Origin of the sequence: Mariniradius saccharolyticus AK6, assembly GCF_000330725.2 — a bacterium.
GTDB lineage: Bacteria > Bacteroidota > Bacteroidia > Cytophagales > Cyclobacteriaceae > Mariniradius > Mariniradius saccharolyticus.
The window spans coordinates 187,166-205,763 of sequence record NZ_AMZY02000007.1; the positions used below are offsets into that span (position 1 = coordinate 187,166).

Genomic DNA, 18,598 nt, shown 5'->3' on the forward strand with positions numbered 1-18,598 from the left:
TTTAACTAACCTTCGATGCCGATTTTAAGAAAACTATTCGTCCTCTTTTTGTTTGGGATTTCGGTTACGCTGGCCCATGCGCAGATCAAGACAGTGAGCTATGACATCTTCAAAAATGAAATAAACGGAAACAACCCCTTACCATCAGAAGAGGTGTTTTTTGTCCGCGGGCCCCTGCCAAAGGAAATCCTGATGGTAACCATGAAGGTGGGCCGATCCGGCAATCGCATGAGGTATTCTGAGGAATTCGCCTGGAGAAAAGCCTTTGATTTCAATGTACCCCAGTTTGAGATCTTTGTATCCCAGCCTATCCGAAGCAATACCGAATACAACCTCGTTTTCTCATTTTTCAAAAAAGCAGAAAAGTCCCAAATCGAAGCAGTTAAGGCCAGTATTGGCAACAGCCTTGATTCATACATTCGGTCCAATTTTCAAGTAAGTGGATCAGGCATCAAGAGTTTCAACTCCGACTTGGTCATGATCAGCCAAATGAATCAAATCGTAAAAGATGCACTCGAAGACTACCGTCATATTTTGGGGCGCGAGTTCGAAGGATTCAGTGATGTGGTCAGGTTGAAATTGGAACAAAAAGACCGCCTGAACCTCAAAAAAGCGAGATTCAACATTACCGGTCGCAACAGGGAAGACAATGCCAAGGCAGTGTACGCTGCGCAGTACGTCGACGAACTTATTCTGGCTGTAAAAAATGAAGCCAATCAATACCTTGACAATGGCCTCCTGACGCTTGTGGAATCACGCCATCTGGCAAATTTTCCAACGGAGAAAAAGCCTGGCACTCTGCCATTGAACTTTGGCTATGCCTCGATCCCAATCAAAAGGACGCTTGAAAACAGGGAGTACCTCCACGGTCCATACGCCGGGATTTCAATACCCTTGGGAAATAGCAAGTTTACCAAGGTCCTCGGAAACGCCTCTTTTTCCACGGGAGTCTTCCTCAAGAATTTCGAAGCAAGCACCGGGGAAAAGATAGAAGGGACGTTTATCAGACTTCCATTTTACGCTGGAGTTGGCTACAAGATGTTTCGCGTCTTCAGGATCAACGCCGGAGCCACGACTCTTCAAATTGAAGATTTGAATGGCGACGTTGGCCCGGTCTTGTTGCAGCCTTTCGTGGGCCTGAGCTTGGAATTCAAATTGTGGATTGGGTTTAGCGACAAAAGGTAATCCATGAAAAATCGAATCCTTGTCATCTGTTTATTGACACTTTTTTCCGCCTTCGGTACCCAAGCCCAGCAGAAGGAATTCCAATGGAGAATCGGATTCAGCGGAGGCTATGCCACTTATATGGGAGACCTGATTCCCAAACCAGTACCCGGAGCGAAGAATCAAAGTCGTTTCCACCATATTTTCAGTTATAACAAAAACTATTCGACCCAGTCCTCATTCAAAGCAACACTCGAAAAGCAGCTATCCCCATCCACCGGCTTGTCCTTACACTTTGGCCAGTATTATTTCGGGATGAGTGACAGGTATGTTGACCGAAATGGCAACCTTTACCTTGAAAACCCAAACTTCCCACGCAGCCTGAACTTTACCAACAGAACCAAAGAAATCGGGCTGGCGATGGTCTTTCGTTCAGACAACGATATCCTACTTCCGGCTAGATCACTGGTAGCCCCATACTTCTCCCTCGGAATGGGAGTAATGCATTTTGATGTCTGGAGTGATTTGTTGGACGAAAATGGAGAAAAATATGACAACACAATACCGAGTATCATCCATGACGGGGGCTACGAAACCTCGCTTCCAGAGTGGGAAACGGAGCTGAACGGAGGCTATGGACAGGTGACTCTGACGACGACACTCGGATTGGGCATACGATTTAGACTGACCAGAAATCTGGAAGCATTTGCCCAATCAGACTTTATTTTCACCTTCTCAGACTTTTTGGACGATGTCAGTGGTAGGTACCGAGAGGAGTTTTCCAGCAGTTTTCAGGAGTACGCTTCCAAACCGGGGTTCAATATCGTGGATCCAGAAAAGCCGTATCGTGGCAACCCCAATGGCCGTTCTGACATAATATTCTATCATGGAATCGGTCTCAAATACAATTTTGGGGCAAGTAAAAGGTCCTTCAAAGGACCTAGGGTTTCTGCGGGATTCGTACAAGTATCTGGACAAATGCCCCGTAGCGCGCTAGTCATTGAAGAGGAAATACCCCAAACCACCGCCACGAGATTTGTTGGGGAAAGGACAATCAACGCAGACCAATTCCTTGTCTGGCAAAAAATCCAAAAACTGGACACGATCAAATATGAAAACCAAATCCTTGCTTGGAACCAAGAGATCCAAAAAAGAGAAAACCTCACGACCGCAGGGAAAGTGAAGGAAAGCGATCTCATCAACGTTCAGACGCAGCTCGAGCGACAATACCAAACCATTCTCGACGACAATGTCCTCTCTGCCAGCGATAAGGAAACTTTTCTTCGAAACACAGATCAAAGCAGGTTCAACGTCAGGTACAGCCTCGATAGCCTTAGAAGGAAAGAGAGAGAACTCAAGCTGGAGATCGATAGCATTTCCCGTCTAAAGCAAGACCACCGATTAATCCCTACCGTGATGGTCGTCTATGCCGACACTACAAATTATCGCATGGCTGAAACAGTGGTTCCAGCGACGGCGGGAGCGGAAAAATCTTCCGACGAAGAAAACCGAACGGTAGAATCTACCACCATCTCTGAAACCTCAGAAATCAAGGCTGCGACGACAACTCAGGGCGCATTGACCCAAGAAGAGAAAGAACGGATCCAAGACCTAGAAGCTCAAAACAGGTATCTACAATTGGAGCGTGACCGCTTATTGGCTGAATCCGTCGCAAACGAATCCAAAGGCAAACAGAAACGCGAAAAACCGCCCAAGATCAAGAACAAAAAACGCAAGGATGAGGTGGTTATCCGGGAAGAATCCGCAGAGGAAAACGAGACAAGGCGACAACGAAGGAGAAGACTCGCAGCTGCAGGCGCCGTCGCGGGCACCGTGGCAGTATTGTCCCAGAATGGGGATAACGAAGAAGCAGCCGACAACAATCAGGGGGCCATCGAACCAATCACACCGACAGCATCGCAAAAGGAGGCGCTTTCCTTGGCTTTTGCCGCGATGACCAAAGGTGCCTATATGCCACAGGGCACTAGAAAAACCGATCTTAAAATGGAAGAGGAAAATCTGCCCGACACTCCCACCGAACGCAAAAGAGCCCTTCCTGCAAATTACTTCCAGCCGATCGAGACAATTTATTTTGACAGCAACCAAAGGGTCCCTGCCAAATCAGAAACCGACAAACTGAAGGAATTGGCGGAATTTGTCCGCACACATGAAGGCTATGGACTCATGCTGACCGGCTATACGGACAATACAGGCAGCCTAAACTATAATCTCAAACTTGCAGAAGACCGGATGGTCAACGTCGCCGAAGCATTGGAAGACGAATACGGGATTTCCAAGGAGCTTATCCGTTACCAATCGGGCGGAAAAGTGCTGCGAGGTACGCAAAAGGCCAATAGTCCGCAAGATCGGAAAGTAGAGGTGAGCTTGATCGTATTGGAAGAAGACGAGGATTAATGTTTTCAATGTCGATCTATGTTTGGAATCGCGTTGTTTGGCTGAATAACAATGCTGAATTTGTTTTCTCTAAAAAACAGCAAAACAAAACCGAAAACAGCTTTTCCCGAGAGATACGGTCCGTCGCCACTGCTCCCTTCACGCAGTAACCCTTACCTACGCCTTCTTGTAGCTCCTTTTTCTTGAAGGCCTGACCTTTGACCCAAAACATGGGCAAAATCAATACTGGCATCGCGGTGCCATTACAATTCTCAATGAATGTAAATGATGAAGGATTCACCCGTTGACAGTTTCCCATATTGCTTCTCTGGTTGGAAAGTATTATCTAATACATAATTTTCTTATGTATATAAGAATTTGATATATTTGAACATTGATTTCGAGAAAATGTCCAACAACAACCTACTCAAGGGAAGCCTACAGACGATCATCCTCAAGCTCCTGGAGGAAAATGATCGCATGTATGGGTATGAGATTACCCAAAAAGTGAAGGAACTGACAGCCGGTGAGCTCAAAATCACCGAAGGTGCCCTCTACCCTGCCCTCCACAAGCTGGAGGCGGAGGGGCTACTAACGACCGAACTAGAGCAGGTGGACAATCGGGTCAGGAAATATTACAGCCTGACCAAGGAAGGTAAAAAAGAAGTGCGTGCGAAGATGTCGGAGTTGCAGAATTTTGTCAGCAACCTACAGCGGATCCTTGACCCGGAGTGGAAGCCGGGTTTGGTGTAAACGATTAGAGCAAATCACTTCAAGAATCACATCTCTATCAAAAAATTGCCAAATGCGTCAACTTTCAGAAATAGAACTACAGCATGTTCGCCATGCGATCTCAGCAAAAGGACTCCAAGCTGCTGAAATCCTCCTGGAAGTCTACGACCACTATGTGAGCCATTTACAGGAATATAAAGCGGAAGAATTTGATGCTGAGCTGGCTGCCTTGGAAGAAAAATTCACCTATGGATATTGCCACGCACTGCAGGCAAATCTGCAGAAATCGTTTAAGGCTGAAATCTCCCGTAACCAATGGAAGGTCGTCAGGAGCTATTTCTGCTTTTCCAGACTGATTTACAGCCTTGGGCTATTGTCCATTCTTGTGACCGTTTCGATGAATCTCAAGTCTGATGAGCAATACTTGATAATGGTCTATGTTCCGCTTAGCTTACTGGTAGGGTTTTCGTTGTTCGTATTGCTGAAATGGCGCAAAAACCTCAAAATCGCAAAAGATATCTTTATCGAACAAAAGGATAGCATCAAATCCGTCACGACAGAAATCATGGTTTTAAAGATAATCCTGCCAGTACTGAGCCTAAATGCAATAATCATGATTCCCAAGACTTTTCTGGCTACCCATGACCTATCCTTTGCACTTCTTCCTCAAATCAGCCTAGTCCTGACAATGGCACTGCTGCTCTATGGAATTTCGCTTTTTGAAGTGTGGAAAATCAAATCCAAATCCCTGCCTGCATGAAACTCTCCAAATCCCAAATCGACTCCATTTCCCAAAGGATATCTCCAAGTATCTACTATTGGGATATCCGCGAAGAATTGGTGGACCATTTGGCCTCGGCAGTAGAACAAGAAATGGAATTGGCATCCATCCCTTTTGAGAAGGCTGTTACCAACCAACTCGACGCCTTCAATCCAGACAGGTTCCAACGAGCTATATTGATTAACAGGCATCTAGCGACTTTCAAAAAATTGTTTGCGGGGTGGCTGGATGCTACCCATGCGGGCTTGGCCTTGTTCGTTACTTTATTAACATATTTCTTGGTCCATATAGGCTCAATCGACCCTGGACAAACCTATGCTTCATTCAGCATTTTGATGATCACCACTTACACCGCGCCATTTTTTTATGGCATTTTCGACAAAAGATTGCTTCGCCAAAGCGAGTTCCTGTCAGCGATCAATAGCTCGCTGCTGCTTTATTTCCCAATGTCTTTCGGCTTTGACATTTTGCTTGGCCTTTCTGTAATTCCGGTACACATTTTCATGCCGCTCTTTATGGGCTTGCTTGTCGGTCAGTTGATGATCTGCATCAGGTTGGTCAACAAAACCTATGAAAAAATCAAATTTGCTTCAAAATGAAACTCTCCAAATCCCAAATCGATCAACTGAAATCCTGGATTTCCAAAAAGGGATATCCTGAAATCGACGTGCAGTACGAGATATTGGACCATGTGGCCTGCAGAATCGAAAAACTGCTGGAAGAAAATCCCAAGCTTTCCCTCGAATCCGCCTTCCAAAAAGTCCATGCGGAGTTTGGTGTATTTGGATTCAGCAGCTTAGAGGAATCCTACAAAAAAATGATCGAGAAGCGACTCCGGGGATATTTTTGGGAAGAAGTAAGATCCTTGGCAGCAAGCGCCAAGATACTCCTGCCTTTGGGATTGACAGTTGTTTTCTTTCAAAGCAGCTATTTGTTGGAAAAAATCTTCGGATTCCAAGAAGGTGGATTGGCCTTGGTGGGTTTCGGTTTCCTGATCTTTATGGCCTTTTGGTGGTATTTCACCTTTGGCAAGGATTTCAAAAAATACCAAAACTATGCCTCTTGGCGCGGAAACCAGGGTATCTTGATGTTTACCTACATTCCCATGCAAGTGATGGCGCAGGGCTACAAGTATTTTGGCAACATCAATCTGTTGGATCCGGCAAACTTGAGACTATGGCAAATAATAATAGTGCTGCTGGTTTTCGCAGGATTTGTAGTGCTGTCCGTGCTACCAAGCCTGTTTAATCGAACGCTTCGTGTTACCCAGGCCCTCGAGCAGATGTATGGGGAAAATTAAGCCATCAGGCCTAGATATAGATTTTCCATCCTGCGATTCGATATGGATACCATTGGACCCCAAAATGGCTAGAGATTCTTGATCGCTTCCTGGGCACTGTCGGGTAGCAAAATATCGATAGCACCCACGAACAAAGAGAAATCGCTACTTTGTCTTCAAATTTGAGTTTTTGGCATTTGAAACATGAAGACTTTCAAATCGCCCATTATTAAAGGCTGGAATTTCATTTTTTCCCTCAAATCGCTATTTTGGAAGCAAATGTCAGTTGATGCGTCACCTAGTTTTATCACCCATCATTTTTGTTTTTCTGATTTCTGCCAGTTTTGGTCAAGACCTGATTCAGTTATTGGATAGCGCGATTGCCCATCCGACAAAAAGTGATATATTCTTTCAAAGAGCAAAAAACCTAATCCTATCCGAAGATGATCAAATCAGGTATCAGATCGCCCGGCATATCCATTTCAGCGGTCTGAACAACCGGGATTCAATGCTGCATATTGAGCGGGATTTGCTCCCATTGATTGATTCCGAAGGATACGAGGTAGAGTTGGTCAAAACGTTCCAACGCATAGGCTACTTCTACGAGGTCACGGGACTCTACGACCAAGCGATAAAGTATTTCCTGGACGCCTTGAAGGTGGCTGAAAAACTGCAGGATATTGGGCTGGAAAGTGAAATCTTTAAGTCATTGTCACAGAATCACCGACTCTTCCATGATTACGCAAAAGCAGTAGAATACGGCAAGAAATCATTTGAAGTAGCGAAAAAGGGTGGCGATCAATATCTCAGTTATCAGATTTCAGGATTGAACATCACCGGCGCCGCATTCAGTGAAATGAATCTCCCTGACAGTACCTTGGTCTACTACGAAAAGATCTTGGCTTTGACCCCCTTGACGGACTCGCTCACAGTGGCGCCCACGATTGTCAATATTGGCTATGCCTACCTACTCAAGGGCGATATCGAGCGGTCCAGATACTTCAACAGGTTGGGGCTGAATATTTACAAAAAAACAAATAACGACTATGCCAAAGGGGTGGTCTACATCAATTCGGCAATGACCGAAAATACGGCCAAAAACTATCTGGGCGCCTTGGCCTATCTGGATTCTGGGCTGATTTATACCCAAAAATCCGAATATGCCGAAATGTACAAGTGGATCTACGATGAACAGTACAAGATCTACAAATCCATGGGCAAGTATCCTGAGGCGATGAATAGTTTGGTAAAACTGCTCGCTATCAAGGATTCACTATTTGAAGCGGACCGTGCCATGTTTGCCAAAGATCTGGAAACGAAATACCAAACAGCGCTCAAAGACCGGGAAATACAGGAGAAAGCCAACGAACTCGCCGCAAATAAAGCCAAATTCAATCGCGTCGTTCTGATAGCAGTTCTACTGGTTGTAATCATCGGACTTCTGGTGGTCATACATTTTCTCAATCAGAACAGGTTTAAGAAAAAACAGCAAATCCTTGAGAAAGAAAGGGAAATCCAGGTCAGGGAAACTGCCATCAAGTCCGCCCTTGCTTCCCAAGAGCAAGAAAAAAAGCGGTTTGCGAAGGATTTACACGACGGTTTCGGTCAATTGATCACAGCCCTAAGGATGAATATTTCGGGACTTGGCGATGAAAAAAGGATCGAAAACAAGATTGCACTTTTTGAACAGGCGGAAAACATCCTTTCTGAAATGCACAAAGAAATCCGGCAAATCGCCTTCGACCTGATGCCTGAGACTCTCGTGCAAAATGGGCTTTTACCAGCTTTAAAGGAATTTGCACACCGCCTCAGCGTCAATGGTAAGGTACAGGTAGAAGTACAGTCGTTTGATTTCGATGGGAGACTTGTCGAAATCCAGGAAATTTCCCTGTACCGCATTGTCCAAGAATGGTGCAACAATGTCCTCAAATACAGTGGTGCCAACAAAATCGAAATTCAAATCGTGAATGATACCGACGAGCTGAGAATGACTATCGAAGACAATGGAAAGGGATTTGACACCAAAGTATTGGCCCATGGACAGGGGCACGGTTGGAAAAACATTCAATCTCGGGTAAAGTTAATCAAAGGGGAGCTCGATATTGACTCCAATCCTGGAGCCACTGGCACAATCCTTATCCTCATCTTCAGGCCCATTTCAAAACGCTTGCAAAACCAAAATGTGGAGCAATGGTCAAAGGATCCAGCCTAATTTTAAATGGATCGCATGAGCAAGGTGAAAAAATGTATGCATCCACTGAAATCGTCTAGGATTCGAAAAATGAAGATTTGATGCTTTCGCGGTAGAAGCACCCGCCGAATAGGTTTCCATATATACCCAATTTTGGGATGAATTGACGACAATGAGAGTATTTCTAGTAGACGATCATGCGATTCTGTTGGAAGGGATCAAGAGCTTACTGCGCCAATTGCCATCGATGGAAATCGTTGGCGAGGCCTACTCTGCCGAGCATGCCCTTGATTCCCTCCAATCCAAAGAAATCGATTTGCTGATCACCGATTTCAATTTGCCTGGTATGGATGGGCTCAGTCTACTCAGGCTGGTGAAAAAAACTTCTCCCCAGACAAAAATCATTGTCTTGAGTATGCACGATGAATCCCATTTGGTCAAGGATATTCTCAAGGAAGGGGTAGATGGCTACGTGCTCAAAAACGACTCCCACAAAGAGCTTCTCCTTGCCGTCCAAGCCGTCAGTGAAGGAAAAATCTATCTGAGCAATGACATCAATCGAATCATCATTGATAGTCTACATGCTCCAGAAGAAAACAAACTGCTCACTGAGCGTGAAAGAGAAATCCTGAAATTGATTGCGAAGGAGTTTTCCAACCGACAGATTGCCGAGCATTTGTATATTTCGGAAAGGACCGTGGAAACCCACCGAAAAAACATCTTTAGAAAAACCAAGGCCTCTTCCTTGGTTGGGTTGATAAAGTTTGCCTACGACAACAATTTGCTTTAAAAAAAAAGCCGGGAGCGATCTCCCGGCTGTTGCACTTGGTCACTTACCCCCATTGGCCACACTTGCCAACGTTTTCGCAAATTCACGGCTGTATTCCGTGAACAATTCCCTTGCTGCTGCTTTGTAATCTTCCTTAGACATTTCAACAATCCTCGGGTCGAAGCTCACATCGGGCTTACTTTTCAAGGAAAACATTTGATTGAAAAGACTCTCTGCTTTTGCTTTGTCTGTATAGATTTTTGCATTGTAGGCCTTACTTGCTACAAATTCTGATTGTAAAGCGGCCGGCGCTGAACTGGGGCTACCATCTGACCCCAAAAAGTCGAATGTATTGTAAGAAACACGCATTTTGGGATGCACTTTCATCTCCGCGGTCGTGGTCTTGCCCTTTTGGCCCGCATCCAACTGCACGTCCAATTCCACCGTCGTGAAGTCGATATTGATGTTTTGGAGAATCATCGTCGCCTCGGTCTCCGAATGGACTTTTTTGACCATCGTATAAAATGCCGGTCCGCCGCCCCTCATCGTTGATTTCTCGTCAAACATGAACAATGTATTGGCAGGCATTACTTTGACTGTTCCATTTCCGATTTCTTCTTCAGACGTTTTTCCCTGCTTTTTATCGGTTTTCTCTCCATATTTTTCACGTACTTTCTCAAAGCTCGGGTACTTGTCAACTTCATTCATTCTAATTACTCCGAACCCGGCATTTTCGATTTCTCGATCCAAAATTGATTGGAAATCATTCGCCAACTCCTGAAAGTCCTCCAATTGCATACCGGCACTGAGGATCGTGGTGACGCGGGCAGACCCGCTTTTCTGTCCAGCGTATTGGCCGCCTTTGCTGTTGGCTTCAAACACGTTCTGAAGCTTGCTGAGCTTTCCCTCTTGCACTACTTGTGAAGTTTCCATGTACGTGTCAAAACCAATTTGAAAATGGGGTACAAAAAACGTCTTTGAGCCCTTGACCACCTTGTTGTAGCTTCCTTTCGCACCGATACCAGTAAAGAGTTCTTGTCCCAATACCATGGATGTACCAAAAAGGCAGAATACAACAGCTATCAATGTCTTTTTCATAATGATTTGTTTTGGTGATTAATATTTTCTGTGGGTAAAATTCCTGAAAGTCCAAATACTGGGAAATACCCTTGATTGGGCATTTTCATATACCCACTGGTACGGATAACAATATCCAAGACTAAAGAAAATCTAACGGCAACGTGGCTGTTAATACCCTTGCGCGCATACACCTTGCACAGAAAAGCTGAATCGCCTATACATCAGCAAATCGTTAAATATTAAGGACTTTCCAAATGGCTCAAACTGAAACCAAATATTCTTCCTACCTTTGCACCCTGATTTCAAAATACCATGCAGAATATTCGGAATATCGCGATCATCGCGCACGTTGACCACGGCAAGACTACCCTGGTGGACAAAATCATCCATGCCTCCAAAATCTTCCGTGAAAACCAACAGTTTGACGACTTGATCCTGGACAACAACGACTTGGAACGGGAACGTGGCATCACCATCCTCTCCAAAAACGTGTCCGTCAGATATAGAGACCACAAAATCAACATCATCGATACGCCGGGCCACGCCGACTTTGGTGGGGAAGTGGAGCGCGTACTGAAAATGGCCGACGGCGTCATCCTCCTCGTGGATGCCTTCGAAGGACCTATGCCACAGACTAGGTTTGTATTGGGCAAAGCCCTGAACCTCGGCTTGACTCCCATCGTCGTTGTCAACAAAGTCGACAAACCCAACTGCCGTCCTGACGAAGTTCATGAGGCTGTGTTTGACCTGATGTTCAACTTGGACGCCACCGAGGAGCAGTTGAATTTCGAGACGCTCTATGGTTCGGCCAAGCAAAACTGGATGGGCCCTGATTGGAAAAACCCAACCGATTCCATTCTGCCATTGCTCGATGCTATCATAGACCATATCCCTGCACCAAAAACAGAAGAAGGTAGCTTGCAAATGCAGATTACTTCTTTGGATTATTCATCTTTCGTAGGCCGAATCGCCATCGGGCGGGTACACAGAGGGGTTGTCAAAGAAGGTGCGCAGGTATCACTTTGCAAGGCGGACGGGGTGATCAAAAAAGCAAGAATCAAGGAATTACACGTTTTTGAAGGATTGGGGAAAAACAAAGTCACTGAAGTCCAAGCCGGCGACATATGCGCTGTGACAGGGATCGAAGACTTTGAGATAGGTGACACGATTGCCGATATCGAAAATCCCGAGCCTCTGAAGCGAATTTCGATCGACGAGCCTACGATGAATATGCTCTTTACGATCAACAACTCCCCGTTCTTTGGCAAGGAAGGCAAATTCGTGACATCGAGACACCTCAGGGACAGACTCTTTAAGGAGACCGAAAAGAACCTTGCGCTCAAGGTGGAAACGACAGACAACGAAGACAAATTCTTGGTGTATGGCCGTGGAATCCTCCACTTGTCAGTCCTTATCGAGACGATGCGAAGGGAAGGCTATGAACTTCAAGTTGGTCAGCCGCAGGTGATTTTCAAGGAAATTGACGGCGTGCAATGCGAGCCCATCGAAACCCTCGTGGTGGACGTACCGCAGGAAACTGCTGGAAAAGTCATTGAATTGGCTACTCAGCGAAAAGGCGAACTTTTGGTCATGGAACCAAAAGGCGACCTGCAGCACCTCGAATTCAAAATCCCCTCAAGGGGCTTGATTGGATTGCGGAACAACGTCTTGACAGCTACCCAAGGTGAGGCGATCATGAACCACCGCTTCATGGCCTTCGAACCTTACAAAGGCCCAATCCCAGGCCGTATCAACGGTTCACTGATTTCCATGGAAGGCGGACAGTGTACTGCCTATGCGATCGACAAGCTTCAGGATAGGGGCTTTTTCTTCATCGAGCCCGGCGACGAACTCTACGGCGGACAGGTAATCGGTGAGCACTCCCGTGACAACGACCTGGTGGTCAATGTGCAAAAAGGCAAAAAACTGACCAACATGCGTGCCTCCGGTTCCGACGACAACGTACGTATCGCTCCTCCAAAGCGATTTTCACTCGAAGAAGCGATGGAATACATCCAAAAAGACGAATACCTCGAAATCACACCAAAGTCGATCCGAATGAGAAAAATCTATTTGGACGAAAACGAGAGAACGAGGATGTCGAAGAAGGATTCTTAATAAAAATGAAGTGGAAGTACGAAGATTCCGTCATTCTGAACCGCAGCTTGCGGAGGTGAAGAATCTCTGAAAGTACTAAGGTGAAAAGTAAAAGGTACTGAAAATGAAAATCCCCCGAGCGGAAGCTTGGGGGACTTTTTTTATGGGATTTCAAATTCGTGAAAGGGAACAACTTCTATCCTATTGTCGTCTTTTTCAAAATAATCCTTTTGGTCTAATGTGACCAAATAACCTTTTTTTAGACTAAAAAAAGACATTGCTCCCCAAAGCCCTTCTAATTCCCGGTCCATATTTTCAGAGGAAAGTTTAAAACAAACCTGAACCACTGCCAACAATCCTCTTCTATCGAAAACCACAAAATCGCATTCCTTTTTTTCAGAAAAGTAATAGATCTCATGGTGTTTCCTTCGCAATGTGAGAAATACAAGATTTTCAAACCTCCTACCCAAATCTTGGGAAAAAGAACGGGAATTTGCTGTAACCATTCCTGTATCAATGGAATACACTTTCTTTGGATTGATGAGTTGCTTTTTTTGAGAATAGCTGAACTTGGGGATAAAGAAAAACAGCCAACAAGCTTCCAAATAAGAGAAATATTCCAAAACGGTACTTGTTGCCCCGATCTCCAGGGCTTTTTTCAGTTGGTTACCAGATACAGGCTTACCGACATTTGTGATGAGATACACAGTCAGTTGTTGAAGAGATTTTAAATCCCTTACTCCGTACCGTTGGGCAATATCCCTCACCAAGAGGTCATCCAAAAGCTGGTTTAAGATTTCCTGTCTTTCGGATTTCAAAAATTCCGGAAACCCGCCAAGTTCTACATATTGACTTACACTTTCGCTACTTATGGGCAGATTCCTGAACTCGCAAAACTCCTGAAATGAAAATGGGAAAAGTTCTTTTGTAATGTGTCTTCCAGTCAATTTGGTCCCCAATTCTTGACTCAATAGCGATGCGTTCGATCCTGTGATTATTATCTGGAATCCTTGATCTAATTTTTGCCTCACAAAAATTTCCCAACTCTTTATGACCTGGATTTCATCGAAAAAGAGCACTTTCCCTTTGTGTTCCGATATGAGCAGATCCAATTTTTGAAAATCAGACAAATCAAACCCATATAGCCTCGGGTCTTCAAAGTTCAGATAAATGGCATCAGGAAATCTTTTGCTTAGCATCTGTAACAAAAAAGTACTTTTCCCGCATCGCCGAATTCCTGATACTATCAAGGCATGACTGCTGAGGACAGGCAATTCATTCACTTCAAACCGCTCCAAACCTATATCCTTTTTTTGAAGGTCAAATTTTTGGGAAGCCAATGTTTGCTGAAGGATTATCTGCGAAAGCATAATAGTGTTTTTTGTAAAAATACAATATTGTTGTTTAGTAAACAATATTATTGTTGTTTACCAAACAACAATAAAAAAACCGGACATCACTGCCCGGTTTTTTGGTATCAATCTATACTGAGTTCGGTTCTATTAGGGTTTTTCGACTCGAAGTGAACTCAAGCAACTACTATGAAAAGAACGCCTACATCCTATTTCAACCCAACTTTCCAACCTTGCGACTTTCTAACTCCTTAACCTTCAAACCGAATTTTCAAATCTTGCAATTTTCGAATCTTCCAATTCCCCTACTCTCCCTGCGCCAAGCTGTATGCCCGCACGCCGTCAAATGCGTAAAGGTTTTCCGTCTTGATGAAGTCAAATCCCAAGTCCTTGATTTGGGCTAGGAGGTCAAGGATCTCAGCATGGCTGACGGGAGACTGATCCGGTTTCTGGAACCTGCATCTCCAATGGTCAGTGCAGAAGGTTTCCTTCATACCGCCCGGATATACCTTGATCCCACGGTTGGTGATCAGCAAGAGCACGAGGCCATTGGCACTGGCGCGTCTCAGCGTATCCCCGATCGTATTGGGGTTTCTGCCATCTGCATCCCAATCGATAAAAACATCCACGCCGATCAGTTCTTTTTTGGACTTTTTGGCTGGCCTGAGTTTGATTTCGATAGGTGCAGTGGAAGATTTGTCAAAGGCGGCAGGCACCATATTGGCCGGCTTTTGACCCAATCGTGCGATGACGGCCTTGGCAAATTCATCGGTTCCGACTTTTTTGGCCGAAATCCCTTCTTGATAAATATCCCCGGTATGGATTCCATCCTCGAGGGTTTTCATCCAGGCATTGGCGATTTTCTCCGCAACCTCCGGCTGACCGATATGCACGAGCATCATAATGGCACCGTTGAGCAATCCAGACGGATTGGCGATGCCCATGCCGGCGATATCCGGTGCCGAGCCGTGAATTGCCTCAAACATCGCCACTTCCTCACCGACGTTGGCCGAACCGCCGAGGCCTACCGATCCAGTGACTTGGGCAGCCACGTCGGAAATAATGTCTCCATACAGATTGAGCGTTACGATCACGTCAAAAATCTCTGGCCGATCCGCGATGAGCGCCGTACCGATGTCGATGATCTTGTGGTCGGTTTGGATATCGGGATATTCTTTGGCGATTTCGTCGAAAGTCTTGTGGAAAAGACCGTCGGCCAGCTTCATAATATTGTCCTTGGTCATACAGGTCACTTTTTTGCGACCGTATTTTCTGGCGTATTCAAATGCGTAGCGGATGATTTTCTCGGTACCGGGCTTTGAAATAATCTTCAAACATTGGTAAACCTCCTCTGTCTGCCTATGCTCAATGCCTGCATAGAGGTCCTCCTCATTTTCGCGGATGATCACGAGGTCTGTCTTTGGAAAATGCGTCTTCACAAAAGGTGAAAATGCCTTGCAGGGCCTGACATTGGCAAAAAGCCCAAATGACTTTCTTGTCGTCACGTTCAAGCTCTTAAAGCCACCGCCTTGGGGCGTGGTGATCGGGGATTTCAGAAAAACCTTCGTTTCACGCAAGGAATCAATGGCCTTGGGCTCCATTCCCGATGTAATGCCCTTCAGATATACCTGTTCGCCGATTTCGATCACATCGTATTCCAGTTGGGCACCTGCAGCTTCCATGATGTCAATGGTAGCCTTCATGATTTCTGGTCCGATTCCATCGCCATAGGCGACCGTTATTTTTCTTTTGGATGACATGGGAAGAAGGTTTTAGATGAAAATTTCGTGGCGCAAAAATAGAAAAAATACCCCGAATAGGCTCCCTATGTTGGATTAATTCCAGCAATCCGGATGATTAAAAAACTTGATGTGATCAAGCACAAACCTATTCGTTATTGTATTTTTCTAAGAAATACTTTGTGATTGCTTGCCGTCCCATGTATATTTGGAGCCCATCATTCACCTGAGCCCATGGCTGATAGCAAAAACATCCTTTCGGAAGTCAAGCAAGGGATTCTTTACCTTACGATAAACAGAGAATCCAAACTGAATGCACTCAATTTTGCAACCCTAACAGAACTTCGGGAAATCTTTGACGAAGTCTCCGACAACAGAGAGATCAAGGCGGTGATCATCACAGGCTCAGGAGATAAGGCATTTATCGCCGGCGCGGATATCTCTGAAATTGCCGAACTCAACGAGCTGAACGCCAGAAAATTCGCGGAAAACGGACAGGAGATATTCTCGATGATCGAAAACTGCCACAAGCCCGTCATCGCCGTCGTGAATGGCTTTGCACTTGGAGGCGGTTGCGAATTGGCGATGGCATGCCACATGCGTATTGCGGTGGCACAGGCGAAATTTGGACAGCCGGAAGTGAATCTTGGGATCATCCCAGGGTATGGCGGCACGCAGCGATTGACGTATCTGATCGGTCGTGGCAAAGCCAACGAACTGATGATGACCGGGGATATGATCGGCGCAGAAGAAGCCAGGTCGTTTGGTCTCGTCAACCATGTGTTGCCGACAAAAGAAGATGCCATGGCAAAAGCCGAGGAAATCATCCGCAAGATCATGAGCAAAGCGCCGCTTGCGATAGGCATGGTCATCGATTGCGTCAATGCAGTATTTGTATCCGACGAGGACGGCTACCAAACAGAGGCCAACAGCTTTGCCCGCTGTGTCAAATCGGGAGACTACAAAGAGGGGACTTCGGCGTTCCTTGAAAAAAGAAAACCGGTATTCAAAGGGGAATAAGGCCCCTTTTTTTATTTTTTGCCCATGAGCCAACTCAAAAAACTCGCTAGCCAAACCGCTGTCTATGGTATCAGCAGCATCCTTGGCAAAACGATCAATTTTCTGCTCCTACCCATCTATACTGCCTATTTGGACAAAGCGGCCTTGGGTTCCTTCACCGCGATATACGCCTTTATCGCGTTCTTGAATATAGTCTTTACCTATGGGATGGAAACCACTTATTTTAGGTATGCCACCGGAAAAGGACTGGACCCAGAAAAAGTCTATTCCCAAATCCAATCCCTTCTGATCACAAGTTCACTCAGCCTAGGTGCCCTGCTCTACTTTTCTGCGGAGCCGATTGCGGATTGGTTAGGATATGCCGGCCGAGAGCATCTTTTTCGCTGGACTGCATGGATTCTGGCGATTGATGCGGTGATGGCAATTCCCTACGCCAAGCTGCGAAAAGAAAATAAGGCCTTTCAGTTTGCCTTTACCAAACTTGGAAACATTCTTTTGAATGTCGGATTCAATGTCTTCTTCATCGTATTCTGCTTTCACGTCTGGAATGGAGATATACTTTCGGATCTGAAGCCTCTGCTGGATGGAATCTACCGCCCTGATTGGGGCGTAGACTATATCCTGCTGGCAAACCTGCTGGCGAACGCTGCTATGGTTCCGATCGTTTTCAAATTGGCGGGCAAATTCCGCTTCCAAATAGACCGCGAGTTCCTTGCGCCGATGTGGCATTATTCCATTCCCTTGTTGTTTATGGGCTTGGCGGGCGTGACCAATGAGGTGTTTTCCAGGGGATTATTCGAGTATGTGCTCCCGAAAAACTTCTACGAGGGGCTCAGTTCCCGCGAAGCAGGAGGTGTCTTCGGCGCAAACTTTCGGCTGGCGATCCTGATGAACCTGGTGATCCAAGCCTTCAAATACGCTGCAGAGCCTTTCTTTTTCAACCAGTCCACGGACAAAAACAGCCCCGAATTGTTTGCCAAAGTCATGCATGCGTTTGTCATTTTTTGCACGATCCTGATGGTTGCGATATCGGTCAATCTTGATTGGATTGGCCCGCTGTTTCTAAGATCCCCGGGATACTTAGAGGGACTTTTCGTCGTGCCGGCTTTACTGTTGGGTTATTTGTTTTTGGGAATTTATTTCAATTTGAGTATTTGGTTCAAGCTGACGGACAAGACAAAATATAGCTTCTACCTCACGCTCCTTGGCGCGATCGTGACGGTCCTTGTAATCTTCTTCTTGGTGCCGATTTGGGGCTACTTGGGGGCGGCACTGAGTACCTTGTTTTGCTATGCAATAATGTCCGTGGTTTGCTACATGTTGGGCCAGAAATATTTTCCTATTCCCTATCAAACCAAGAAGGATATTGCGTTGATCCTTTTGTCCTTTCTGTTGAGTTATTTTGGTTTTTATTTGGATTTGGAAATCGGAATGGTACAATTTATTGTCCGAAACAGCCTTGTCATTGTTTTCGTTCTTGTAGTTTTGTGGCTGGAAAAGGACAGCATCAAGCAGCTCGAATTTTATCTGAAATCCAGAAAAAAATGATTCTGAAAGTTATCAACCAATCCAAGCATCCACTACCCGAATACCAAACACCCCTTTCGGCGGGTCTAGATCTTCGGGCTAATATCAGCGAACCGGTTGCCATTAAGCCCTTGGAAAGGAAATTGGTCGGAACGGGCCTTTTCATAGAGCTCCCGGCGGGCTTTGAGGCCCAGATTAGGCCCCGAAGTGGATTAGCATTCAAGCATGGGCTTACCGTTTTGAATACCCCTGGGACTATCGATGCCGATTATAGGGGGGAAATCAAAGTATTGCTCGTGAACCTTTCTTCCGAAGAATTCGTCGTCCAAGATGGCGAGCGCATTGCCCAAATGGTCGTGGCCAAGCATGAGCAAATTCATTGGGAAACTACAGAGGTTCTATCCGACACCGAACGGGGTGCTGGCGGCTATGGAAGTACCGGCAAAGCTTAAATTTAAAAAACATAAGGGAAT

Annotated in this window: 15 protein-coding genes; 12 read left to right on the forward strand and 3 right to left on the reverse strand. The window is 45.6% G+C overall.

Going from position 1 to position 18,598, the window contains the following annotated elements; translation table 11 throughout:
• The first annotated feature begins 15 nt into the window (after nt 1-15).
• From C943_RS06230 to C943_RS06270, 8 genes are all read left to right on the forward strand, one after another.
• The gene (locus C943_RS06230) at nt 16-1,185 is read left to right on the forward strand and encodes a hypothetical protein (protein ID WP_008625447.1); all 1,170 of its coding nucleotides are present in this window, start codon (nt 16-18) and stop codon (nt 1,183-1,185) included.
• A gap of 3 nt (nt 1,186-1,188) precedes the next feature.
• Nucleotides 1,189-3,579: an OmpA family protein gene (locus C943_RS06235; protein ID WP_008625448.1), complete on the forward strand. Its 2,391-nt coding sequence runs from the start codon at nt 1,189-1,191 to the stop codon at nt 3,577-3,579.
• Between the two features lie 387 nt (nt 3,580-3,966).
• Nucleotides 3,967-4,311: a PadR family transcriptional regulator gene (locus tag C943_RS06245; RefSeq protein ID WP_040479298.1), complete on the forward strand. Its 345-nt coding sequence runs from the start codon at nt 3,967-3,969 to the stop codon at nt 4,309-4,311.
• A gap of 52 nt (nt 4,312-4,363) precedes the next feature.
• Nucleotides 4,364-5,050, forward strand: a complete 687-nt coding sequence (locus tag C943_RS06250) for a hypothetical protein (protein ID WP_008625451.1) — start codon at nt 4,364-4,366, stop codon at nt 5,048-5,050.
• Entirely contained in the window at nt 5,047-5,670 is a 624-nt protein-coding gene (locus C943_RS06255) for an HAD family hydrolase (RefSeq protein ID WP_008625457.1), read from the forward strand. The genes C943_RS06250 and C943_RS06255 overlap by 4 nt, the downstream gene beginning before the upstream one ends.
• Nucleotides 5,667-6,371, forward strand: a complete 705-nt coding sequence (locus C943_RS06260; RefSeq protein WP_008625459.1) for a hypothetical protein — start codon at nt 5,667-5,669, stop codon at nt 6,369-6,371. Before C943_RS06255 ends, C943_RS06260 begins: the two co-directional genes overlap by 4 nt.
• Before the next feature lie 268 nt (nt 6,372-6,639).
• Nucleotides 6,640-8,562, forward strand: coding sequence for an ATP-binding protein (locus C943_RS06265; protein WP_008625464.1), 1,923 nt, complete (start codon nt 6,640-6,642; stop codon nt 8,560-8,562).
• Nucleotides 8,563-8,713: 151 nt separating this feature from the next.
• A complete protein-coding gene (locus tag C943_RS06270) occupies nt 8,714-9,331 on the forward strand; it encodes a response regulator (protein ID WP_051069519.1) in 618 nt (205 codons plus the stop codon).
• A 39-nt stretch (nt 9,332-9,370) separates the two neighbouring features.
• Here C943_RS06270 and C943_RS06275 read toward each other — a convergent pair whose 3' ends face one another.
• Nucleotides 9,371-10,408 (reverse strand): hypothetical protein, encoded by a 1,038-nt coding sequence (locus C943_RS06275; RefSeq protein ID WP_008625470.1) that lies wholly within the window; start codon nt 10,406-10,408, stop codon nt 9,371-9,373.
• Between the two features lie 294 nt (nt 10,409-10,702).
• Between C943_RS06275 and typA the strand changes: the two genes are divergently transcribed.
• Entirely contained in the window at nt 10,703-12,508 is a 1,806-nt protein-coding gene (typA, locus tag C943_RS06280) for a translational GTPase TypA (RefSeq protein ID WP_008625474.1), read from the forward strand.
• Between the two features lie 140 nt (nt 12,509-12,648).
• Here the strand turns inward: typA and C943_RS06285 are convergent, their stop codons facing one another.
• Together C943_RS06285 and C943_RS06290 are read right to left on the reverse strand one after the other, a co-directional pair.
• Nucleotides 12,649-13,857 carry an ATP-binding protein gene (locus tag C943_RS06285; RefSeq protein ID WP_008625475.1) on the reverse strand — a complete coding sequence of 403 codons (1,209 nt, stop codon included), beginning with the start codon at nt 13,855-13,857 and terminating at the stop codon, nt 12,649-12,651.
• Between the two features lie 287 nt (nt 13,858-14,144).
• Nucleotides 14,145-15,599 (reverse strand): NADP-dependent isocitrate dehydrogenase, encoded by a 1,455-nt coding sequence (locus tag C943_RS06290; protein ID WP_008625476.1) that lies wholly within the window; start codon nt 15,597-15,599, stop codon nt 14,145-14,147.
• Nucleotides 15,600-15,812: 213 nt separating this feature from the next.
• Here C943_RS06290 and C943_RS06295 point away from each other — a divergent pair, with 213 nt between their 5' ends.
• The 3 genes from C943_RS06295 to dut are packed head-to-tail and all read left to right on the forward strand — an operon-like array spanning nt 15,813 to nt 18,577.
• A complete protein-coding gene (locus tag C943_RS06295) occupies nt 15,813-16,598 on the forward strand; it encodes an enoyl-CoA hydratase/isomerase family protein (protein ID WP_008625477.1) in 786 nt (261 codons plus the stop codon).
• Between the two features lie 24 nt (nt 16,599-16,622).
• Nucleotides 16,623-18,146 (forward strand): lipopolysaccharide biosynthesis protein, encoded by a 1,524-nt coding sequence (locus tag C943_RS06300; RefSeq protein ID WP_008625478.1) that lies wholly within the window; start codon nt 16,623-16,625, stop codon nt 18,144-18,146.
• The gene (gene dut / locus C943_RS06305) at nt 18,143-18,577 is read left to right on the forward strand and encodes a dUTP diphosphatase (RefSeq protein ID WP_008625479.1); all 435 of its coding nucleotides are present in this window, start codon (nt 18,143-18,145) and stop codon (nt 18,575-18,577) included. Before C943_RS06300 ends, dut begins: the two co-directional genes overlap by 4 nt.
• Nucleotides 18,578-18,598: the final 21 nt, after the last annotated feature.